This is a genomic window from Roseateles sp. (assembly GCF_965262435.1).
Lineage (GTDB): Bacteria > Pseudomonadota > Gammaproteobacteria > Burkholderiales > Burkholderiaceae_C > Paucibacter_A.
On the sequence record NZ_OZ253537.1, the window covers coordinates 1,802,840 to 1,822,094 of the forward strand.

Below are 19,255 nucleotides of genomic sequence, written 5' to 3' on the forward strand. Positions count from 1 at the left end.
CTGACATCGGGCCTGAAAACCCGCAGCGCGTGGCTCGTCGGAGCGGTGTTTTGGGCGGGCGGGTCGCTCAACACAATGGCCCTGCCTTCTCGAATTCAGCAGCACAGGCAAGTTCCAAGGCCCGCTGCATTCAGCCACTCAAACAAGCCCTAGTCGACCATGAACACTCAGTTTCTTCCCGCGCGCCACAGCGCTTCGATCTACAAAGCCATGCTCACCCTGGCGCTGGCCGCCTCCCTGGGCAGCGTCCAAGCCGCCGTTTTCAAGGATCCGCAGTTGGAGTCCCTGCAAGATGACGGCAAGTTTGTCGAACTGGAACCAGTGGCGCAGGCCCGTCTAAAGAGCAACCCCGCCGACGTTGAGGCCAGCGCGGCTTTGTCCTTGGCCTTGAGCTTCAGCGACGCCGGCGACGGCAAGCGCCTCGAGGCCGGCGCCAAGCAGGCCAAACTCTGCGTCGAGCAGCACCCGAACATGGCGGTTTGCCACCTGGCCTCGGCGCAGAACCTCGGCTTGCAGATGATCAGCATGGGCATGGCCAAGGCTCTGCGCAACGTGGGTAGCTTGAAAGAGTCTTGGATCCGCACGCTCGAGTTGGACCCCAGCAGCTTCACGGCTCGGGTGGAGTTGGCCAAGCTCTATCTGACCGTGCCCGGGATGATGGGCGGCAGCGTGTCCAAGGCCAAGGAGCTCGAGGCCGCCGTGCGCAACAGCCAGCCCGAAACGGCTCGCATCATCCGCGTCCATATGGCCGCCGAAGACAAGAAATGGGCCGAGATGGAGAGCGAGTTGCTGGGTGTCAAGCCGAGCCAGGATGGCGCCATGCTGGACGAGGTGCGCCAGGCCACCATGCAATTGGCGCGGGTCTATATGAAGGACAACAAAGACTTGGCCAAGGCCAAGAGTCTGTATGAAGGCCTTCACCGCGATCAGCCGAGCAAGGCCAGTGGCAGCTATGGCCTGAGCCGGGTTTACGCCGCGCAGGGCCAAACGGACGAGGCTATTCGCTATCTGGAGCGTGCGAAAACCCTGGCCGGCGCCGACGAGTACCCCATCGACCACCGCCTGGGCGACGCCTATCTGGCCAAGGGCGACAAGGCGCAGGCCAAGGCAGCCTACGAGCGCTTCATCGCCAACAAGCGGGCCAAGCCGGCCAATGTCGAAGACGCACGCAAGAGCCTGGCCAAGCTCGGCTGAAGCAGAAGGACATGAAAATGACCGACCAAGACGTCCCCCTCTGGCGCCTGAATCTGTTGCGCGCCTTCTATTTGCTGATCACGGTGGGGCTGGCGCTCAGCTGGGGGCCGAGCCTCTTGCAGCACAGTGAGCTGTGGGCACAACGCAGGGGTGAGTTGGGCGCGATGTTGATCGGCCTGGCCCTCCTCTGTGTCTGGGGCCTGCGCTACCCCTTGCAGATGTTGCCGCTGCTGATTTTCGAGCTGCTCTGGAAGAGCATCTGGCTGCTGCTCATTGCTTATCCTCTGTGGCTGGCCGGGGCGATGACGCCGAATGTGCAGGAGTCGGTGTTTGCCTGCTTGATGGGCCTGGTGCTGACGCCGCTGGTGCTGCCCTGGCGCTATATCGCGCACCACTACTTTCGCAAGCCGGCGCAGCGCTGGCGTTGAGCGCTGGCACTGAGCGCTGGCACTGAGCGCTGGCACTGACGGCCGCACGCCTTTGCCGCTCAAGTCTTTCTGCCATTCACTCGAGTATTCTGCTGTGATGTCACCCACCACCCCATTCGAAGCAGTGCCGCTGTCGCCGGCCTTCCATTGGCGGGCGCTGTTCAGCTGGCGGCGCGTGCGGACCGTCGCCATCATTTGCGCGCTGTTCGTTCTGCTGTTCAGCTTTGGCTGGAAAGCATCGATGTGGCATCTGGTCGCGCGGGTGTACGGCGTAGGCGTGACGCTGCTGCTGGTTTTTGGCTTGTTCGAGCAATGGCCGCGCCGCTTGCCCAAATGGATGGCGCGTTGGGCCTTGCAGGTGGCGGCCGTGGGGGTGACGGTCCCGTTGGCCTTCTTCGCGGCCTTTCTATTGACCACCGCCGCCGGCGCTCCGCCGTTCTGGAAGACCGCCCGCCTGGAAGGCTTCATGACTTTCACGTTTTTGGGCATGCTGGTGGCGCCTTGGACGGCGTTGGCGGCCTTGTTGCGCCACCGCGAGGCCAAAGTGGAGAAGCAAGCCATTGACTTTGAGCTGGAGCGCAGCGAGTTGGCCCGCCAGGCGCTCGACGCGCGCATGCGCCTGCTCACGGCCCAAGCCCAGCCGCATTTTTTGTTCAACACCTTGGCCAATGTGCAGGCCCTGGTGGAGGCCGGTTCGCCGCGCGCCCCGCAATTGCTGCAAAGCCTAACGGACTATTTACGCGCCGCCGTGCCGCGCCTGGACGGCTCGGCCAATACGCTGGGCCAGGAACTGGAGCTGGTGCGGGCCTATCTGGAGCTGATGCAGATGCGCATGCCGGACCGCTTGGCCTTTGCCCTGCACATCGACGCCGGGGTGCATCTGCTGCGCTGCCCGCCGATGACCTTGTTGACCCTGGTGGAGAACGCCGTCCAGCATGGCCTCGACCCGAGCGAAGAAGGCGGCCGCATCGACGTGCATGCCGAGCTGCTGGAGGGGCGGCGTTGCCGCCTGCGCGTGGTCGACACCGGCATGGGCCTGCAGGCCACCGGCGGCGGCCTGGGCACCGGCCTGGCGGCGCTGCGCGAACGCCTGCTGTGGGCCTATGGTGGCAGTGCCAGCCTGGAGCTGCGCGAGGTGGCCCCGCATGGGGTTGAGGTGACCATTGAATTCAGCGAGCCCAAGCCATGAGTTTGACTGCCCTGCTTGCCGACGACGAGCCGTTGCTGCGCGAGATCCTTGAGGCGCGCCTGGCCGCAGCCTGGCCCGAGCTGCAAATCGTCGCGCAGGCGCGCAATGGCCGCCAGGCGATCGAACTGTTCGAGCAGCATCAGCCCACGATCTGCTTTCTGGATGTGCACATGCCGGGCTTGAGTGGTGTGGAAGTGGCCCGCCAGATCGGCAAGCGCGCGCACCTGGTCTTCGTCACCGCCTTTGATCAATATGCCTTGGAAGCCTTTCAGCATGGCGTGCTGGACTATCTGGTCAAGCCTGTCACCGCGGCCCGCCTGAGCGAAACGGTGGAGCGCTTGAAGGCTCGGCTGCAGCAGGCCCAGCCGGCGGTGCATTCGGAGGCCTTGCTGACGCAACTGGCCGAGCGGCTCAAGCTCGAACACAAACCCGAGACGCTGCGTTGGGTGCGCGCCAGCGTCGGCCCCTCTCTGCGCATGATTCCGGTCGATGACATCGACTACCTGAAGAGCGACAGCAAATACACCCTGGTCGCCTACCGCGACGAAGGGCAGGTGGCCGAGGCCCTGATCCGCATGCCGTTGAAGGACCTGCTCCCTCAGTTGGACCCGCAGCAATTCGCCCAGGTGCACCGATCGGTGGTGGTCAATCTGCGCTCGATACGCCGCGTCACCCGTGGTGACAACGAGACCGCCGACATCGAGCTGAAGGGCCGCAGCGAAAGGCTACCCGTGAGCCGCAGCTATCTGCAGCTGTTCAAGGAAATGTAGAACGGGTCTCGTCTTGCTCAATGCTGCGGCCTGGTACTCGCCGCCGCGCGCGCCAGCCGCGTACGCCGCAGCTGCTGGTCCGAACTGAAGCCGGCAGCCAGAGCCGCATCGCTGGGGCTGGCGCCGCGGGCCAGGGCTTGCTCGGCACGCTCGAGCCGTATGGTTTGCAGATAGTTCAGAGGGCTGATGCCGGCATGCTCGGCGAACAAGCGGCTCAAGTGGCGCGGCGTGACATGGGCGCGCGCGGCCATGGCGTCCAGGCTCCAGTCGCGCGCCGGCTCGGCGCAGATGGCGTCTTGCACCCGGTGCAGGGCCGCGTGCAGATGGTGGCGGTGGGCCAGCAGGGGCGAGAGCTCGGGGTCCTTGCTGCTGCGGCGCAGGTAGACCACCATGGTCTGGGCCACGCTGGCGGCCAGGGCTTCGCCGCAGTGCTGGGCGATCAGGTGCAGGCTGAGGTCGATGCCGGCGGTGATGCCGGCGCTGCTGGCGATCTGCTCCGCGGGGCCGTCGAGCACGAAAACGCGGTTGTCCACCACCTGGGCCTCGGGCGCCAGCTCGCGCAGCTGGTCTAGCATCTCGTGGTGGCTGGTGCAGCGCACGCCGCGCCCCAGCAGGCCGGTGCGTGCCGCGAGCAAGGTGCCCGAGCAGATGCAGACCAGGCGCCCGCCCTCGCGCAGCAAGACCTGACCCTGCCTCGCCAGCCAGCGCTCGCCGGCCAGCTCCTGCGCCAGTTGTTCGCTGCTCGGCGCCGGCTCATCGGGCGCCTTGCTGCGGCAGCCGCTGAGGATCAGCCAGCTGCCCGGCGCGAGCGCTTCAGGCGGCGGCTCCAGGCCGCTGAGCTGCAGGCCGACCGAGCTCTCGCACTCGGCCTCCATGCCGATGAAGCGCAGGCGAAAAGCCTCGGGCTGCTGACGCCGGCGCAGGGCCTGGTTGGCCAGGCGAAAGGCCTCGGCCGGCCCGGCCAGGTCGAGCAGCAAGGTGCCAGGCTGCACCCACATCAGGACATCAATCGGTGTTGACATGAAGCGAGCTTAGCGCCTGGGGCCGGTCTCAGGCCGAGACGGCAGCCGCGGCACGCGCCAGCGCCTGGTCCACCGTGCAGATCTCGGCGAAGCGGTCCTGCAGCACGGTCTCGGTGCGCAGCTTGATCTCGGCCGGGCTCAGCGTGGTGCCGCTGGCCGGGTGCTGCATGGCGAAGGTCAGCGTGGCCTCGGTCACGTAGTCGACCTGCCAGCCTTCGTCGCTGGCGTGGCGGGTGGTCGTCTCGCAGCATTGCTCGGTGCGGATGCCGCTGACGATCAGGCGCTGGATGCCGTGTTGATGCAGCCAGATGGCCAGGCCGGTGCCGGCCAGGGCGCTGTGGCGGTGCTTGATCACTTCCAGCGCCGGCTGCAGAGCCGGCAGTTCTTCCAGCGGCCGCATCAGGCCCGAGGCCAGGGCGAAGGGGTTGTCGGCCGTTTCGGGGCCGTCGCTGTGGAAGACGCGCACGATGGGCATGCCCTGTGCCTGTGCGCCTTCGATCAGGCGGCGGCTGGCGTCGAGAAAGGCGGGCAGCTCGGCCGTGCTCCAGTAGGGGCGTTGGCGGAAGGATTCTTGAACGTCGATCAGCAGCAGGGCGGTTTTCATGGGCAGAGGCTCCGGTGGGGGCTGGGTTTCAGTGCCTCCACTGTGCCTCCGTCGCAAGGCTGCGTCGCGCCCGATTCGGTCCGGTTTCGGTCAAATAAGGACATGGTGCTTCATGCCCTGCCGAGCTCAGCCGCGCGCTTTCAAGCCCAGTGCTTTCCAGCCTTCCAGCCCAAGCTTTTCTAGGGTCGCCATATTCGCCTCGTAGATGGCGTCGGTGTCGGCCATGGTCTCTGTCGCTCGTTCGATGCTGCTCTCGCGCAGCAGGTGCAGGGTGGGGTAGGGCGAGCGGTTGCTGTAGTTGCTGATGTCGTCGATGTCGGTGCCGGCGAATTGGTAGTCGGGGTGGAAGCTGGCCACTTGCAGGATGCCGTCCAGTTCCAGGTCTTCGACGAGCGCGTCAGCAGCACCGAGGAAATCATTGAAGTCCAGGAAGTCCGTCAGCACGCGCGGGTGGATCAGCACCGTGGTTTCGATCTCGTCCGGGTCAGCCCGGTTCAGGGCCAGCAGCTCATGCGCCAACTCCTTCAGCAAGTCTTCCGGCGTGCTGGCCTGGCTGACTACATAACGCAGCCGATTGTTGACATGCACGCTCTTGGCAAAGGGGCAGAGGTTGAGGCCGATCACGGCCTTCTCCAGCCAGTGCTGGGTTTCCTGGCGGATGGTCTCGATCTCGGCGTCGCTGAGTGCGGGGAGAGGGTTTTGGGTTTGGGCTGGGTCGCTCATGGGGTCTCGGTCAAATCAAGGAAGTGGGGCTGTGCTCAGCCCCGCCAGGGCCTGGTGCGCAGCCTCGCTGGCCTGCGCCAGCAGCTGGGCTTTCCAGGCCGGGGTGTCGATATAGAACGCGTCACGGATCTGGTGCTTGATGGACTGCGCCTGCTCAGGGAGAGCCTCGGGGTGGGCCTCCAGCCAATGGTCGGCGCGCAGGGCCATGATCATCTCGTCCAGGGGCACGGTGTCGAATTCCAGCGCCATGCCGGTGTATCGAGCGCCCGGCGCCACTTGGGCGAACACGGGCTCGACGATGGACCACATCAGGCCCACCAGCGGCGCCGAGCTGGAGTTGCCTTCGCTCAGCGAGGTCACCCCCGCGCCCCACCACTGGCGCGCGCGGGCGAGGCTGTCGCCCGTGTCTTGGCCGGTGTAGATGCGCTCGCCATGGCCGCAAGGCCCGAGGCCGGTGTGCAGGTCGATCCAGGCCAGCTCGCGCACGCCGGCCAGGTGCTCTTCCAGCACATGGCGCAGGGTGATGTGGCTCCAGGTCGGCGCGTGGCCGCCGTAGAACAGGCCCAGCTCCTGCGTGTACTGGCCGCCGCTGACGGCCTGCTGCCAGGCGGCCCGGCCGTGGCGGGCGATGTAGTCGCTCAAGCGCGCTTCGTTCTCGGCGCTGGGCGGCCACTGGCGGGGCAGCAGGGCGCTGGCCAGTTCCTCATAGCCCGGGTTGGCGGGCAGGGGGCGTTGGTGGAAATCGACGAAGTTGCGGTTCAGATCCACGCCTTCCTGCGTGACCCGGCGCCACCAGGAAAAACCATGCGGGTTCAGGCCGTGCAGATAGAGCACGCAGACACCGCTGGCGCGCACAGCGGCCAACCATTGTGTGTCCGCCAGCAGCCCGCACTGAATGCCCGAGCCGGCAAAGCCCTCCACGCCATGGCAGGCGCTGCTGAGGATGAGCACGCGCTCGGCCCGGCCGCGCGCCGGGCCCTGGCGCAGCACATCGAGGGCCAGGGTCTCGCCCTCGCGGCCCAGCAGCGGGTGGCGGTGTGGCTCAGGGTCCAGGCCAGCGGCCTCGGCCGCGGCCAGAAACTTGGCGCGCGCCTCGACATAGCTCTGCGCGAAAAAGGTCTCGGCGTGCTGTGCCATGGCGGCGTCCTCCCGTCCGCCCTTCAGGGCCGCGGCTGGTTCAGCCAGGCCTCGGCCAGCTGCACCCACATCGAGCCGCCCAGCGGGATCAGATCGTCGTTGAAGTCATAGCTGGGGTTGTGCAGGGTGCAGGGCCCCATGCCGTGGCCGCCGATGCGGTGGCTGCCGTCGCCATTGCCAATCAGGAAATAGCAGCCGGGTTTCTCTTGCAGGAAGAAGCTGAAGTCCTCGGCGCCCATGGTGGGCTCGAACTCCTGCACGCTGTCGGCGCCGACCATGGCACTCAGCGTCTGGCGCACGAACTCCGTTTCGGCGGGGTGGTTGATGGTGGGCGGGTAGTTGCGGCGGAACTTGAACTCGCAGCTGACCTCGAAGGCGCTGGCGATGCCTTGCGCCATCTCCTCCATGCGCCGCTCGATCAGGTCCAGCAGCTCCAGGGTGAAGGTGCGCACCGTGCCCTCGATCACGCAGGAGTCGGGGATGACGTTGGTCGCCTCGCCCGCGTGGATCATGGTCACCGAGATCACGCCGGCCTCGGCCGGGCGCTTGTTGCGGCTGATGATGGTCTGGAAGGCCTGCACCATCTGGCAGGCCGCCGGTACCGGGTCCACGCCCAGATGCGGCATGGCCGCATGCGCGCCCTTGCCGCGCAAGGTGATCTTGAACTCATTGCTGGAGGCGAACACCGGCCCGGTCTTGAGCGCAAAAGCGCCGGCCGGCATGCCCGGCCAGTTGTGCGCGCCGAACATGGCCTCCATGGGGAAGAGCTTGAAGAGCCCGTCCTTGATCATCTCGCGGGCACCGCCGCCGCCTTCTTCCGCCGGCTGGAAGACCAGGTAGACGGTGCCGTCGAAATTGCGGTTCGTGGCCAGATGCTTGGCTGCGGCCAGCAGCATGGCGGTGTGGCCGTCATGGCCGCAGGCGTGCATCTTGCCGGGCTGGGTGCTGGCGTGCGGGAAGGTGTTGTGCTCCGTCATCGGCAGGGCGTCGATGTCGGCGCGCAGGCCCACGGCACGCTCGCTCGTGCCGTTCTTGACGATGCCCACCACCCCGGTCGTACCCAGCCCGCGGTGCACCGGAATGCCCCATTCGGTCAGGGTCTGAGCGATCAGGTCCGAGGTGCGCTGCTCCTGGAAGCAGAGCTCGGGGTGGGCATGGATGTCGCGGCGCAGGCGCTGGATCAGCGGCGCATCGGCCAGGATGGAGTCGATGAACTTCATGGCGGCGTGGCCAGGTCGGCCCGGTGGGTGGTGGAAGCAGGGCGTCAGTCTAAACCGGGGGGGGCGTTCCCGTGCGCCGCTGCGCTTGCGCCGCGATGCCGGGATGTGGCTGGTGATGAATTGAGCTCGGGCCCGGGGACTTTGTGCGCAGCGTGCCCGGCCCATCGGGCAGCTGTGCAATAGTCTCGCAATGCACGACCTCAGCCCTTCGTCCTCCTCAGCTTCTTCCCTCCACATCGTCAAGGGCGCCTGCCCGCACGACTGCCCCGACACCTGCGCCTTGCGCATCACGGTCGACCAGGGCCGGGTGATCAAGATCCAGGGCGCGGCGGACCACCCGAGCACGCACGGGGCGCTGTGCACCAAGGTCTCACGCTATGCCGAGCGCACCTACCACGAGGAGCGGCTGCTGCGCCCGCTGAAGCGGGTCAGCCGCAAGGACGAGGCGCCGCGCTTTGAGCCGGTCAGCTGGGCAGAGGCCCTGGCCGATATCTCGGCGCGGCTGAAGACCATCGCCGCGCGCGACCCGCAGGCCATCCTGCCTTACAGCTACGCGGGCACCATGGGCTTGTTGCAGGGTGAGGGCATGTCGGCGCGCTTTTTCAACAAGCTGGGCGCCTCGCAGCTGGAGCGCACCATCTGCGCCTCGGCCGGCGCGGCGGCGCTGAATGCGACCTACGGCCACCGAGTCGGCATGCACCTGCCTTACTTCGCCGAGAGCCGCCTGATCCTGATCTGGGGCAGCAACTCGATCGCCTCCAACCTGCATTTCTGGACCTACGCGAACAAGGCCAAACGCGAGGGCGCCAAGCTGATCTGCATCGACCCGCGCAAGACCGAGACGGCCGACAAATGCCACCAGCACATCGCTCTGTTGCCCGGCACCGACGGCGCCCTGGCCCTGGGCCTGATGCATGAGTTGATTGCCCACGACTGGCTGGACCACGATTACATCGCCCGCCATGTCGATGGCTGGGAGGAGCTGAAGGCGCGCGCGCTGAACTGGCCGCCCGAAGCGGTGGCCGAGGTCTGCGGCATCACGGCCGATGAAGTGCGCGGCCTGGCGCGCGATTACGCGCAAACGAAGCCGGCGGCCATTCGCCTCAACTACGGCATGCAGCGCGTGCGCGGCGGCGGCAATGCGGTGCGCTTGGTGGCCTTGCTGCCTTGCCTGACCGGCGCCTGGCGTTCGCGCGCTGGCGGCCTGCTGCTGTCCAGCTCGGGCTGGTTTGCGCCTTTCAAGAACATGGCCGCGCTGGAGCGGCCCGAGCTGCTCGCCGGCCGCCAGCCGCGGCTGATCAATATGAGCACCATCGGCGACGATCTGCTGCGCGAGGCCTCGCCCGAGTTCGGCCCCAAGATCGAGGCGCTGATCGTCTACAACAGCAACCCGGTGGCGGTGGCGCCCGAGTCGCCCAAGGTGGTGAAGGGCTTCCAGCGCGAGGACTTGTTCACCGTGGTGCTGGAGCATTTCATGACCGACACGGCCGACCTGGCCGACTATGTGCTGCCGGCCACCACGCAGCTGGAGCATCTGGATGTGCACACCAGCTACGGCCACACCGATGTGCTGATCAACGAGCCGGCGATTGCGCCCATCGGCGAGGCCAAGCCCAACACCCAGATCTTCCGCGAGCTGGCTGCGGCCATGGGCTTCACCGAGGCCTGCTTTGCCGAGAGCGACGAGCAGCTGGCTCGCCAGGCCTTCAGCGCTGAGATCGATTTCGAGGCTTTGCGCGCCCAGGGCTGGCAAAGCCTGCCGCTCAAGGAGGCGCCGTTTGCCGAGGGGGGCTTCCCCACGCCGAACGGCCGGGCGCAGGCGGCCGGCGCGGACTTCGTGGCCAATTACGAGAGCCGCCGTTCCAGCCCCGAGCTGGCCGCGCGCTACCCGCTGGCCATGATCTCGCCGCCGGCGCGTAACTTTCTCAACTCCAGCTTCGTCAACGTCAAGAGCTTGCGAGACATCGAGGGCGAGCCCCTGGTCGAGCTGCATGCTGAAGACGCTGCGGCCCGCGGCCTGCAGGACGGCGCCATGGTCCGGGTGTTCAATGACCGCGGCAGTTACCTGTGCCGCGCCCGCATCAGCTCGCGCGCGCGGCCCGGGGTGGTCAACGGCCTGGGCGTGTGGTGGCGCAAGCTCGGCGCCGGTGGCAGCAATGTCAACGAGGTGACTCACCAGCGCCTGACCGATCTGGGCCGGGCGCCGAGTTTTTACGACTGTCTGGTCGACGTGGTCGCTGCCTGAGATGCTGAAGCGCTGGCGCTGGTGGACGGTTGGTGCGCTGGGCGCCGGCTTGGCGCTCTCGCTGGGCGGCTGCGCGCAGATTGGCTATCTGGGCCAATCGGTCGGCGGCCATCTGCGCCTGGTTGCGGCGGCCAAGCCGGTGGAGGACTGGCTGGCCGACCCGGAGCTCAAGCCCGCTTTGCGCGAACGCCTGCAGCAGAGCCAGCGCATGCGCGACTTCGCCGTGAAGCAGCTGCACCTGCCCGACAACAACAGCTACCGCCGCTATGCCGACCTGGGCCGCTCGGCGGCGGTCTGGAATGTGGTGGCCACGCCCGAGCTGAGCCTGACGCTCAAGACCTGGTGCTTTCCCATCATGGGCTGCGTCGGTTATCGCGGTTACTTTGATCAGGCCGAGGCCGAGGCCTATGCCGCTGAGCTGCGCGCGCAAGGCCTGGAGGTCATGGTCTACGGCGTGCCGGCTTACTCCACCCTGGGCTGGAGTCGGTTCTTGGGCGGCGACCCACTGCTCAACACCTTCATGAGCTACCCAGAGGCGGAGCTGGCCGGGCTGATCTTCCATGAGCTCTCGCACCAGGTGGTTTACGCGGCCGACGACACGCAGTTCAATGAATCCTTTGCCACCGCTGTCGAGCGGCGTGGTGCCTTGGCCTGGCTGCAGGCCCAGGGCGTCAGCGCTGAAGGCCAGAACTATCTGAAGCGCCAGGCGCGGCGCGAGCAGTTCCGCACCCTGACCGGTGGTTACCGGGCGCGGCTGGAGGCGCTCTACGCACAGCCGCTCACGGATGAGGCCAAGCGCGCGGCCAAGGTGCAGCTGATGGCCGAGCTGCGTGCGGATTACGCGCGGCTGAAGGCCGAATCCTGGGGCGGCGACAGCGGCTATGACGGCTGGTTCACGCGCGCCAACAATGCCAGCTTCGCCCTGCTCTCGGCCTACACCGAATTGGCGCCGCAGTTCGAGGCTTTGCTGGACCGCGAGGGCGGCGACTGGCCGCGTTTCTACACGGCCGTGAAATCCCTGGCCGAGCTACCGCCGGCGCAGCGCAGAATGCGCCTGCAAGACATCAAGAACACTGGAGAGTGAGAGAACACACCATGGCTGACATCCGCATCCACCGTGACCATGCCCTCGGGCTCAAGCGTGCCCGCGAGATCGCTTGGGCTTGGGCCGAGCAGGTCGAAGAAAAGTTCGACATGGAGTGCACGGTGCTGGAAGGCAAGACCAGTGACACCGTCGAGTTCACTCGTTCGGGCGTCAAGGGCGAGCTGATCGTCACCGCCGACCATTTCGAGCTGCATGCCAAGCTGGGCCTGCTGCTGGGCGCCTTCAAGTCCACCATCGAAGGCGAGATCCAGAAGGAGCTCGACGGCCTGCTGGCCGCCGGCGCCACCGACAAGAAACCAGCGGGCAAGAAAAAGCCGGCTTGAAGCCGGCCCGCGAGACCGAGCCAGCATGAGGCTGGCTCGTAGTTCCGATCACTGCAGCGATTCGATCAGGTCGATGTAGCTTTGCATGGCCTCATCTTGCGTCTGACCCTTGAGCTCGTTCCAGGCGTCCCACTTGGCGCGGCCGACCATGTCGGTGAAGCCAGGGCGGCTGCCGTCGACATCGCCACTGCTGCCTTGCTTGTACAGGGCGTACAGCTTCAGCAAGGTCATATTGTCCGGGCGCTCGGGCAGTTGCTTGGAGGCTGCAACAGCGGCTTCGAATTGATCTTTCAGGCTCATGGTGTCTCCTAGATGGCTGTGGGTGTCGACTGAACTGGTAACAATCGGGATGGACGCCGGCGATGTTACCCAGCATTGTCTGGGCGAGACACTCTAAATCCTCAAGGAGACTGCATTGGCCCACGCCACGGAACGCATGTCCAAGGTCGACACCGCCTGGCTGCGCATGGACACGGAGTCCAACCTGATGATGATCGTCGGGGTCTGGATCATCCGGCCTGGCATCAGCCTGGCGGCCTTGCGCGAGCGCGTGGAGGCGCGGCTGCTGCAGTACGGGCGCTTTCGCCAGAAGGTGGTGGAAGACGCCATGGGTGCGCAGTGGGTGGAGGACGATGACTTCGACATCGCTCGCCATGTGCAGGCCGAGGAGTTGCTGCCGCTGCGCGGCCAGAGCCGGCAAGACTGCCTCAAGGGCCGGGTCGGTGAACTGGCTGCTGAGCCGTTGAACCCGGCGCATCCGCTCTGGCAGTTTCAGCTGATCGAGGACATGGGCGACGGCACGAGCGCCCTGGTCGCGCGCATCCACCACTGCATCGGCGACGGCATCGCCCTGATCGCCGTGATGCTGTCCATCACCGACGGTGGCAAGGCGCCGCCGAAGCGCCTGCAGCAGCCGCGTGACGACCAGGACTGGCTGACCGAGGCCTTGCTCAAGCCCATCAGCGCCATGACCATCAAGGCCATCCGTGTGGCCGGCGCCGGCATGGCCAAGTCGGTGGACTCGTTGATGCAGCCGCACCATCCGCTCGACAGCTCCATGGACATGGCGCGCATGGGTTATCAGGCGGTCAGCGATGTGGCGGCCTTTGCGCTGATGTCTGACGACTCGCCGACCCGGCTCAAGGGCAAGCCCGGCACGCAAAAACGCGTGGCCTGGGACGAGGGCCTGCCGCTGGACGCCGTCAAGGCGGTGGGCAAGGCTCTGAACTGCTCGATCAACGATGTGTTGCTCAGCTGCGTGGCCGGTGCGATGGGGCGTTACTTGCAGGCCAAGGGCGAGGACGTGGCCGGCAAGGAGATCCGCGCGATGGTGCCGGTCAATCTGCGGCCGATGGAGAAGGCCTATCAACTGGGCAACCGATTCGGCCTGGTTCCGCTGGTGCTGCCCATCGGCATCGAGAACCCGGTCGAACGCCTCTATGCCGTGCGCTCGCGCATGCAGGACTTGAAGGGCAGCTTCCAGCCGGTGCTGGCCTTTGGTCTGCTGTCGGTGGCGGGCTTGTTGATCAAGCCGGTGCAGCACGCGATGCTGAATATCTTTGCCAAGAAGGCGACGGCGGTCATGACCAATGTGCCCGGCCCGGCTGAGGCCTTGCACTTCTGTGGCGCGACCGTGGAGCGGGTGATGTTCTGGGTGCCGCAGTCGGGCGATATTGGCGTCGGTGTCAGCATCCTGACCTATGCCGGCCGGGTGCAATTCGGCCTGATCACCGACAGCACTTTGTGCCCTGACCCCGAGGGCATCATCGAGCAATTCGCCCCCGAGTTCGACAAGCTGCTGACCCTTGCTTTGATGCTGCCTTGGGGCGAAGAGGGCGCTGATTTGTAAGTCGGCTCCGGACTGGAAACGGCACAAAGCAGCCTTCTTGCTCTCCCTCGTGAGGCCCTGCAGTCCGGGTCGCCGCCGGGCTCATGGTTCCGGGGTCGGCCCTGGCGGGCCGACTGCCTTGCGCTGCTCGCGCCTCGGGGCTGGCGCATAACTCACTGCACTCACTGCGTTCGTTCCGTTCAGACAGACGCGCCAAGTCAGCGCTTGAAGCGCGCGGGTACGCGCGCGCCCCGAGCCGCTGCGCTGCTCAGCCCTTCACAAATCGCCCGGCGGCGCCCCGAACTGCAGGGCGCTTGCATCGCGATCGATGTGCCCCTCGACGGTGGAACGAGCCACCGCAGCGCGGAAACCCGGATACCGAACTTCCGCTCTGTGCCGATTGCTGACTTCCGTCCTCCAAGAAAAAAGCGCGCAAGTCCCCTTGGGAACTGCGCGCCTTCTGAATCACAAGCGCCCTCAGGGCGCAGCGATCACTTCTTGTCGACTTGGTCAGCCAGGTTGGGCTTGATGTTGGGCTTGATGCTGGCAGGACGGCCGGCGGCGGTCGGGTAGGCGTTCATGACGCGGGTCGGGTCCACGCTGGCCAGGTAGGCGTTGTACTGCTTCTCGGTGCAGCCAATGGTCTTGCCGGCTTGCTTCTCGCCACGGTACTCGCCCTTGCGGTAGACGAATTGGTACTCGGCTGCGGCTTGTGCCGGCTCGATGCTGGACTGGTACTTGGACGCGCATTCCACGCGCAGGGCAGTGGCTTCGGGCGACTGGGCCCAGGAGGCTGCGGCCAAGGGGGCGAGGATCAGGGCAATCAGGGTGCGCTTCATGATGGGTCAACCTTTTACGTGTCGGGGTGAGGTGAAGTCCGCGGGCCCGGTCAAGCTGCTGGCTCGAAGGTGTCCGCCTCAGGTGTCACAGCTTAGCCAGCCTGCTGGTGAAAATCCATCCGCGAGTGCGGGGGGAGGCGGCTTACCATCCAATTGAAAGCGTGCGGTTTTCCACGCTTTTCAATCGCTTCACGGCCGCATTCATGCCTTTGACTCAGTCTTCGAGTTCCTCGCGCGCCATCTCGACATCGAGCAATTCCATGGCGTCCATGGGCTCGCAGGCCGCGGCATCGGCGTAGAGGCTTTCGGCCTCCTTCATGCGCTTGTCGCCCTCCAGCATCACCAGACCGTTGGCGCGCTCGATCATGGCGATAGCGCTGCTGGGGTTGAGCTTGATGGCGGCCTCAAACATCTTCAGGCCGGTGGCGGTGTCCGCGCCCTGGGTCTTGCCCAGCAGCTTGCCGACCTTGTCGATCACCTCGGCGTGGAAGGCGCCCAGGGCGATGTGGGCGTCAGCATGCTTGGGCGCCAGTTCGATGGTTTTCTCGAGTGCGTTCTTGACCTTGCTGCCCAGGCCTTGGGCCAGGGCCTTGGCCACACTGATGCCCTGGCCGTAGCGGCCGATGGCATAAGCCTGCCAGTAGTAGGCGGCGGGGTTCTTGGGCTCTTCCTGCTGCTGGGCGTCGGCGCGCTCGGCCACTTCCAGGAACATCTCGAGCTTGGTCTTCTCTTTCTTTTCCAGGTAGTTGGCGTAGATGGCCTGGGCCTTGTTGGCCACCGTGATGCCAGCGCCACCGGCGGCCAGACCGGCCTCGTAGGCTTTCTGGAAGTCGCCGGCGTGGAAATGAATCCAGGCCTCGACCACGGCCGCGTCCTTGGGCCAAGGCTCAGCGTCGCCGGCATGCAGGCGTGCCCAGTGCTTCTTCAGGCTGGCGGCGCTGTACTGGAAAGCGCTGTTGTCATGGGGGAAAGCGGTCCACTTGGCCATGGTGCGGCGTCCTTCAGGTTTGGTACTGGTTGGCAAGGGCGAAGAGGTGATCCTTGGAGGCCGGCTCCAAGTAAGGCAGCAGCAGGCTCAGCACATGGAAGGCGCCGCGCATCAGGGCGGCACCGGCCTGCTCGGGCTCCAGGGCGTGGCGCGGGTCGCGCACGTATTCGAAACTGAGCCAGTAGCTGAGCAGCACGACCATGGAGTTGGCAGTCGGCCCGGCCTCGCGCAGCGCCATCTCCAGCGCGCCGCCTTTTTGCAAGCCGGCCAGCACCGCGCGCATGGCCTGGTTCTTCTGCGTCAGCACGTTCTGGAAGTGCATCTCCAGGCGGCGGTTCTTGGACAGCAGATCGTTCAGATCGCGGTAGAGAAAACGGTGCTTCCAGATCAGCTCGTAGAGCATGTGGAAGAACAGCCAGGCGTCCTCGACATTGCGCACGTTCTCGGCCGCCACCAGCAAGTCGCACAGCTCCCGCTCATAGCGGTTGAAGAGCGCATTGATCAGCTCGTCCTTGGCCGGGTAGTGGTAGTAGAGGTTGCCGGGGCTGATGCCCAGTTCGGCGGAAATCAGCGTGGTCGAGACATTGGGCTCACCAAAGCGGTTGAACAGGTCCAGCGTGACTTCGAGAATGCGCTCGGCGGTCCGGCGTGGCGGCTTTTTTGTGGCCATGTAAAGGTTGTCTCCTGCTTTGGCTGATTCTGGCATCAAGCAGCGGGGGCGCTCTAGAGTTTGACTACAAATGAGTGCAGCTGTCTGCTGAAAACCCTGGGCCAGCGGATTCAGGTCGTGCTTCCTACAATGACGGCCATGCAGCCATCCGCTTCCTCAGCTTCCTCTAATGGCGGGCCCTCGGTGCCCGCCATTTCATTTCAGAACGTCTCCAAGACCTACCGTGGGGGTCAGGTCAGGGCTCTGGACGGAGTGTCCTTTGACATTGCCCAGGGCGAGTTCTTCGGCCTGCTGGGCCCCAACGGCGCCGGCAAGACCAGCTTGATCAGCATCCTGGCCGGCCTGGCCCAGGCCAGCGGTGGCAGCGTCAAGGTCATGGGTCATGACGTGGTGACGGATTACGCTGCGGCGCGCCAGGCCCTTGGCATCGTGCCGCAGGAGCTGGTCTTTGACCCTTTCTTCAGCGTGCGCGAGGCACTCAAGATCCAAAGCGGCTATTTCGGTGTGCGCAACAACGAGGCTTGGATCGACGAGCTGCTGGAAAACCTCGGCCTGGCCGACAAGGCCCACGCGAACATGCGCCAGCTCTCGGGCGGCATGAAGCGGCGCGTGCTGGTGGCCCAGGCGCTCGTGCACCGGCCGCCGGTGATCGTGCTCGATGAGCCCACCGCTGGCGTTGACGTGGAGCTGCGCCAGACCCTGTGGCAGTTCATCGCCCGCCTCAACCGCGAAGGCCACACGGTGCTGCTGACCACCCATTACTTGGAAGAGGCCGAAGCCTTGTGCGGCCGCCTGGCCATGCTCAAGCTCGGCCGCATCGTGGCGCTGGACCGCACCTCGGACCTGCTCAAGGGCCGCGCCTCGACCATGCTGCGCTTCAAGACCGATGCCGCCCTGCCGGCCTCGCTGCAAGAGCAGGCCCGCATCACCGGCCGCATCGTGCAGATCAAGGCCCATGACGCGGCCGAAGTGGAAACCGTGCTGGCCACGTTGCGCGCGGCGCAATGCCCGATCGAAGACCTGGAGATCGGTCGCGCCGACCTCGAAGACGTGTTCCTGGAAATCATGCAACAAGAAGGGAGCGCGGCATGAGTGGCAGCGGCGGTATTCAATTGAAAGGCGCCGGCACGCTGTTCTACAAAGAGGTGCTGCGCTTTTGGAAGGTCAGCTTCCAGACCGTGGCCGCGCCCGTGCTCACGGCGGTGCTCTACCTGCTGGTCTTCGGCCATGTGCTGGAAGATCACGTCAAGGTCTACGGCACGGTCGGCTACACCAGCTTCCTGATCCCGGGTCTGGTGATGATGAGCGTCTTGCAGAACTCGTTTGCCAACTCGTCCTCCAGCCTGATCCAGAGCAAGGTGACGGGCAACCTGGTCTTCCTGCTGGTGACGCCGCTCTCGCACTGGGCCTGGTTCGTGGCCTATGTGGGCGCCTCCATGGTGCGCGGCATGGTGGTGGGCCTGGGCGTGCTGCTGGTGACCTTCTGGTTTGCGCCGCCTGGGGTGGCCAACCCCTTGTGGATCGTGCTGTTCGCCTTGCTCGGCGCGGCCATGATGGGCACGCTGGGCCTGATCGCCGGCCTCTGGGCCGAGAAGTTCGATCAGCTGGCCGGCTTCCAGAACTTCATCATCATGCCCATGACCTTTCTCTCGGGCGTGTTCTATTCGGTCAACTCGCTGCCGGCTTTCTGGCAGGGCGTCAGCCATCTGAACCCGTTCTTTTACATGATCGATGGCTTCCGCCACGGCTTCTTCGGCGTCAGCGATGCCTCGCCTTGGCTGAGCCTGGCGGTGGTCGGCGGCAGCTTCTGTCTGGTGGCTGCGGTGGCGCTGGAACTGCTGCGGCGCGGCTACAAGATCCGCTCCTGAAACCGCCCTGCAACGACTCATGGCGCGCTTGAAACTAGAATCGAGGGCTTATGGCCGACCCAACACCCGCTGAAGTCCAGCAATTCATCGCCGCAGGCCTGCCCTGCGAGCACCTGCACGTCGAAGGCGACGGGCGGCATTTCTTCGCCACCATCGTGTCCTCGGAGTTCGAGGGACTGAGCCGCATCCGCCGTCACCAGCGCGTGTACGCGGCCCTGGGTGAGCGCATGCGCGAGCAGATCCACGCGCTGTCCATGAAGACCCACACCCCGGCCGAGCATGCCGCCACCGCGGCGGCATCGCAGCACCATCACGCCTGAACCGGCATCCGCAACAAATCTTTCAGATTGAGATGCGGGTGGCGGTGAGACGCCCCACCCAGGTGAATCTCACGGCCGTCCGCTGAATCCTGTTATTCAGACCCTCCAAGGACCGCCCATGATGATCACCCTGGCACTCTCCAAAGGCCGCATCTTCGAAGAAACCCTGCCGCTGCTGCAGGCCGCTGGCATCACCGTGCTGGAGGACCCGGAGAAATCGCGCAAGCTGATCCTGGCCACCAACAGCCCAGAAGTGCAGGTGGTGCTGGTGCGCGCAAGCGATGTGCCCACCTACGTGCAGTACGGCGGTGCCGATCTCGGCGTGGCCGGCCGCGATGTGCTGATCGAGCACAACCATGCCCTGGGCGGCAACGCCGCCGGCATGTACCAGCCGCTGGACCTGAACATCGCCCGCTGCCGCATGAGCGTGGCGGTGCGCGATGACTTCGACTACGCCCGCGCCGTCAAGCAGGGCTCGCGCATCCGCGTGGCCACCAAGTACACGGAAATTGCCCGCCAGCATTTCGCCGACAAGGGCGTGCACGTGGACCTGATCAAGCTCTACGGCTCCATGGAGCTGGCGCCGCTGACCGGCCTGGCCGATGCCATCGTCGACCTGGTCTCCACCGGCAACACGCTCAAGGCCAACCGCCTGGTCGAGGTCGAGCAGATCATGGACATCTCCTCCCGCCTGGTGGTCAACCAGGCTGCGCTCAAGCTCAAGCGCGAGCCGCTGCGCCGCATGATCGACGCCTTTGCTTCTGCCATCCCGAAGTGAGAAC

21 protein-coding genes are annotated in these 19,255 nt (G+C 65.7%); 12 read left to right on the plus strand and 9 right to left on the minus strand.

Going from position 1 to position 19,255, the window contains the following annotated elements; translation table 11 throughout:
• The first annotated feature begins 159 nt into the window (after window positions 1-159).
• From ACQY39_RS07735 to ACQY39_RS07750, 4 genes are all read left to right on the plus strand, one after another.
• Window positions 160-1,194 carry a tetratricopeptide repeat protein gene (locus ACQY39_RS07735; protein WP_428504987.1) on the plus strand — a complete coding sequence of 345 codons (1,035 nt, stop codon included), beginning with the start codon at window positions 160-162 and terminating at the stop codon, window positions 1,192-1,194.
• An 11-nt stretch (window positions 1,195-1,205) separates the two neighbouring features.
• A complete protein-coding gene (locus ACQY39_RS07740) occupies window positions 1,206-1,622 on the plus strand; it encodes a hypothetical protein (RefSeq protein ID WP_428504989.1) in 417 nt (138 codons plus the stop codon).
• A gap of 97 nt (window positions 1,623-1,719) precedes the next feature.
• Window positions 1,720-2,811 carry a sensor histidine kinase gene (locus tag ACQY39_RS07745; RefSeq protein ID WP_428504991.1) on the plus strand — a complete coding sequence of 364 codons (1,092 nt, stop codon included), beginning with the start codon at window positions 1,720-1,722 and terminating at the stop codon, window positions 2,809-2,811.
• On the plus strand, window positions 2,808-3,581 hold the full coding sequence (locus ACQY39_RS07750; protein WP_428504993.1) for a LytR/AlgR family response regulator transcription factor: 774 nt from the start codon (window positions 2,808-2,810) through the stop codon (window positions 3,579-3,581). The genes ACQY39_RS07745 and ACQY39_RS07750 overlap by 4 nt, the downstream gene beginning before the upstream one ends.
• Before the next feature lie 17 nt (window positions 3,582-3,598).
• On the opposite strand, the gene ACQY39_RS07755 is transcribed toward ACQY39_RS07750, so the two are convergent.
• The 5 genes from ACQY39_RS07755 to ACQY39_RS07775 form a co-directional block, all read right to left on the minus strand.
• Entirely contained in the window at window positions 3,599-4,603 is a 1,005-nt protein-coding gene (locus tag ACQY39_RS07755) for a GlxA family transcriptional regulator (RefSeq protein ID WP_428504996.1), read from the minus strand.
• 28 nt (window positions 4,604-4,631) lie between these two features.
• On the minus strand, window positions 4,632-5,207 hold the full coding sequence (locus tag ACQY39_RS07760; protein WP_428504998.1) for a cysteine hydrolase family protein: 576 nt from the start codon (window positions 5,205-5,207) through the stop codon (window positions 4,632-4,634).
• A 126-nt stretch (window positions 5,208-5,333) separates the two neighbouring features.
• The gene (locus tag ACQY39_RS07765; protein ID WP_428505000.1) at window positions 5,334-5,930 is read right to left on the minus strand and encodes a DUF1415 domain-containing protein; all 597 of its coding nucleotides are present in this window, start codon (window positions 5,928-5,930) and stop codon (window positions 5,334-5,336) included.
• Window positions 5,931-5,945: 15 nt separating this feature from the next.
• On the minus strand, window positions 5,946-7,067 hold the full coding sequence (locus ACQY39_RS07770) for a M14 family metallopeptidase (protein WP_428505002.1): 1,122 nt from the start codon (window positions 7,065-7,067) through the stop codon (window positions 5,946-5,948).
• A 23-nt stretch (window positions 7,068-7,090) separates the two neighbouring features.
• Window positions 7,091-8,287, minus strand: coding sequence for a M20 aminoacylase family protein (locus ACQY39_RS07775; RefSeq protein ID WP_428505004.1), 1,197 nt, complete (start codon window positions 8,285-8,287; stop codon window positions 7,091-7,093).
• Window positions 8,288-8,477: 190 nt separating this feature from the next.
• Between ACQY39_RS07775 and ACQY39_RS07780 the strand changes: the two genes are divergently transcribed.
• The 3 genes from ACQY39_RS07780 to ACQY39_RS07790 are packed head-to-tail and all read left to right on the plus strand — an operon-like array spanning window position 8,478 to window position 11,960.
• Window positions 8,478-10,532, plus strand: coding sequence for a molybdopterin-containing oxidoreductase family protein (locus ACQY39_RS07780; RefSeq protein ID WP_428505006.1), 2,055 nt, complete (start codon window positions 8,478-8,480; stop codon window positions 10,530-10,532).
• A 1-nt stretch (window position 10,533) separates the two neighbouring features.
• The gene (locus ACQY39_RS07785; RefSeq protein ID WP_428505008.1) at window positions 10,534-11,616 is read left to right on the plus strand and encodes an aminopeptidase; all 1,083 of its coding nucleotides are present in this window, start codon (window positions 10,534-10,536) and stop codon (window positions 11,614-11,616) included.
• A gap of 11 nt (window positions 11,617-11,627) precedes the next feature.
• Window positions 11,628-11,960, plus strand: a complete 333-nt coding sequence (locus tag ACQY39_RS07790) for a polyhydroxyalkanoic acid system family protein (RefSeq protein WP_263564564.1) — start codon at window positions 11,628-11,630, stop codon at window positions 11,958-11,960.
• 48 nt (window positions 11,961-12,008) lie between these two features.
• Here ACQY39_RS07790 and ACQY39_RS07795 read toward each other — a convergent pair whose 3' ends face one another.
• Window positions 12,009-12,260, minus strand: coding sequence for an acyl-CoA-binding protein (locus tag ACQY39_RS07795; protein ID WP_263564565.1), 252 nt, complete (start codon window positions 12,258-12,260; stop codon window positions 12,009-12,011).
• A 136-nt stretch (window positions 12,261-12,396) separates the two neighbouring features.
• Here ACQY39_RS07795 and ACQY39_RS07800 point away from each other — a divergent pair, with 136 nt between their 5' ends.
• Window positions 12,397-13,809, plus strand: a complete 1,413-nt coding sequence (locus tag ACQY39_RS07800) for a wax ester/triacylglycerol synthase family O-acyltransferase (RefSeq protein WP_428510751.1) — start codon at window positions 12,397-12,399, stop codon at window positions 13,807-13,809.
• A 470-nt stretch (window positions 13,810-14,279) separates the two neighbouring features.
• On the opposite strand, the gene ACQY39_RS07805 is transcribed toward ACQY39_RS07800, so the two are convergent.
• The 3 genes from ACQY39_RS07805 to ACQY39_RS07815 all read right to left on the minus strand — a co-directional run bounded on the left by ACQY39_RS07805 (window position 14,280) and on the right by ACQY39_RS07815 (window position 16,285).
• Window positions 14,280-14,627, minus strand: coding sequence for a hypothetical protein (locus ACQY39_RS07805; protein WP_428505011.1), 348 nt, complete (start codon window positions 14,625-14,627; stop codon window positions 14,280-14,282).
• Between the two features lie 214 nt (window positions 14,628-14,841).
• Window positions 14,842-15,615 carry a hypothetical protein gene (locus ACQY39_RS07810; RefSeq protein WP_428505013.1) on the minus strand — a complete coding sequence of 258 codons (774 nt, stop codon included), beginning with the start codon at window positions 15,613-15,615 and terminating at the stop codon, window positions 14,842-14,844.
• Between the two features lie 13 nt (window positions 15,616-15,628).
• Window positions 15,629-16,285, minus strand: coding sequence for a TetR/AcrR family transcriptional regulator (locus ACQY39_RS07815; RefSeq protein WP_428505015.1), 657 nt, complete (start codon window positions 16,283-16,285; stop codon window positions 15,629-15,631).
• A 183-nt stretch (window positions 16,286-16,468) separates the two neighbouring features.
• Between ACQY39_RS07815 and ACQY39_RS07820 the strand changes: the two genes are divergently transcribed.
• The 4 genes from ACQY39_RS07820 to hisG all read left to right on the plus strand — a co-directional run bounded on the left by ACQY39_RS07820 (window position 16,469) and on the right by hisG (window position 19,251).
• Window positions 16,469-17,377 carry an ABC transporter ATP-binding protein gene (locus ACQY39_RS07820; protein WP_428510753.1) on the plus strand — a complete coding sequence of 303 codons (909 nt, stop codon included), beginning with the start codon at window positions 16,469-16,471 and terminating at the stop codon, window positions 17,375-17,377.
• Window positions 17,374-18,153 (plus strand): ABC transporter permease, encoded by a 780-nt coding sequence (locus ACQY39_RS07825; protein WP_428505017.1) that lies wholly within the window; start codon window positions 17,374-17,376, stop codon window positions 18,151-18,153. Before ACQY39_RS07820 ends, ACQY39_RS07825 begins: the two co-directional genes overlap by 4 nt.
• A 50-nt stretch (window positions 18,154-18,203) precedes the next feature.
• Window positions 18,204-18,473 carry a BolA family protein gene (locus ACQY39_RS07830; protein WP_428505019.1) on the plus strand — a complete coding sequence of 90 codons (270 nt, stop codon included), beginning with the start codon at window positions 18,204-18,206 and terminating at the stop codon, window positions 18,471-18,473.
• A 121-nt stretch (window positions 18,474-18,594) separates the two neighbouring features.
• The gene (gene hisG, locus ACQY39_RS07835; protein ID WP_102769610.1) at window positions 18,595-19,251 is read left to right on the plus strand and encodes an ATP phosphoribosyltransferase; all 657 of its coding nucleotides are present in this window, start codon (window positions 18,595-18,597) and stop codon (window positions 19,249-19,251) included.
• Window positions 19,252-19,255 lie beyond the last annotated feature (4 nt).

What these genes read in the sequence shown, in the direction of transcription:
- ACQY39_RS07735 (WP_428504987.1), top strand. Translation starts at nt 160, where the DNA reads ATGAACACTCAGTTTCTTCCCGCGCGCCACAGCGCTTCGATCTACAAA.
- ACQY39_RS07740 (WP_428504989.1), top strand. Translation starts at nt 1,206, where the DNA reads ATGAAAATGACCGACCAAGACGTCCCCCTCTGGCGCCTGAATCTGTTG.
- ACQY39_RS07745 (WP_428504991.1), top strand. Translation starts at nt 1,720, where the DNA reads ATGTCACCCACCACCCCATTCGAAGCAGTGCCGCTGTCGCCGGCCTTC.
- ACQY39_RS07750 (WP_428504993.1), top strand. Translation starts at nt 2,808, where the DNA reads ATGAGTTTGACTGCCCTGCTTGCCGACGACGAGCCGTTGCTGCGCGAG.
- ACQY39_RS07755 (WP_428504996.1), bottom strand. Translation starts at nt 4,603, where the DNA reads ATGTCAACACCGATTGATGTCCTGATGTGGGTGCAGCCTGGCACCTTG.
- ACQY39_RS07760 (WP_428504998.1), bottom strand. Translation starts at nt 5,207, where the DNA reads ATGAAAACCGCCCTGCTGCTGATCGACGTTCAAGAATCCTTCCGCCAA.
- ACQY39_RS07765 (WP_428505000.1), bottom strand. Translation starts at nt 5,930, where the DNA reads ATGAGCGACCCAGCCCAAACCCAAAACCCTCTCCCCGCACTCAGCGAC.
- ACQY39_RS07770 (WP_428505002.1), bottom strand. Translation starts at nt 7,067, where the DNA reads ATGGCACAGCACGCCGAGACCTTTTTCGCGCAGAGCTATGTCGAGGCG.
- ACQY39_RS07775 (WP_428505004.1), bottom strand. Translation starts at nt 8,287, where the DNA reads ATGAAGTTCATCGACTCCATCCTGGCCGATGCGCCGCTGATCCAGCGC.
- ACQY39_RS07780 (WP_428505006.1), top strand. Translation starts at nt 8,478, where the DNA reads ATGCACGACCTCAGCCCTTCGTCCTCCTCAGCTTCTTCCCTCCACATC.
- ACQY39_RS07785 (WP_428505008.1), top strand. Translation starts at nt 10,534, where the DNA reads ATGCTGAAGCGCTGGCGCTGGTGGACGGTTGGTGCGCTGGGCGCCGGC.
- ACQY39_RS07790 (WP_263564564.1), top strand. Translation starts at nt 11,628, where the DNA reads ATGGCTGACATCCGCATCCACCGTGACCATGCCCTCGGGCTCAAGCGT.
- ACQY39_RS07795 (WP_263564565.1), bottom strand. Translation starts at nt 12,260, where the DNA reads ATGAGCCTGAAAGATCAATTCGAAGCCGCTGTTGCAGCCTCCAAGCAA.
- ACQY39_RS07800 (WP_428510751.1), top strand. Translation starts at nt 12,397, where the DNA reads ATGTCCAAGGTCGACACCGCCTGGCTGCGCATGGACACGGAGTCCAAC.
- ACQY39_RS07805 (WP_428505011.1), bottom strand. Translation starts at nt 14,627, where the DNA reads ATGAAGCGCACCCTGATTGCCCTGATCCTCGCCCCCTTGGCCGCAGCC.
- ACQY39_RS07810 (WP_428505013.1), bottom strand. Translation starts at nt 15,615, where the DNA reads ATGGCCAAGTGGACCGCTTTCCCCCATGACAACAGCGCTTTCCAGTAC.
- ACQY39_RS07815 (WP_428505015.1), bottom strand. Translation starts at nt 16,285, where the DNA reads ATGGCCACAAAAAAGCCGCCACGCCGGACCGCCGAGCGCATTCTCGAA.
- ACQY39_RS07825 (WP_428505017.1), top strand. Translation starts at nt 17,374, where the DNA reads ATGAGTGGCAGCGGCGGTATTCAATTGAAAGGCGCCGGCACGCTGTTC.
- ACQY39_RS07830 (WP_428505019.1), top strand. Translation starts at nt 18,204, where the DNA reads ATGGCCGACCCAACACCCGCTGAAGTCCAGCAATTCATCGCCGCAGGC.
- hisG (WP_102769610.1), top strand. Translation starts at nt 18,595, where the DNA reads ATGATCACCCTGGCACTCTCCAAAGGCCGCATCTTCGAAGAAACCCTG.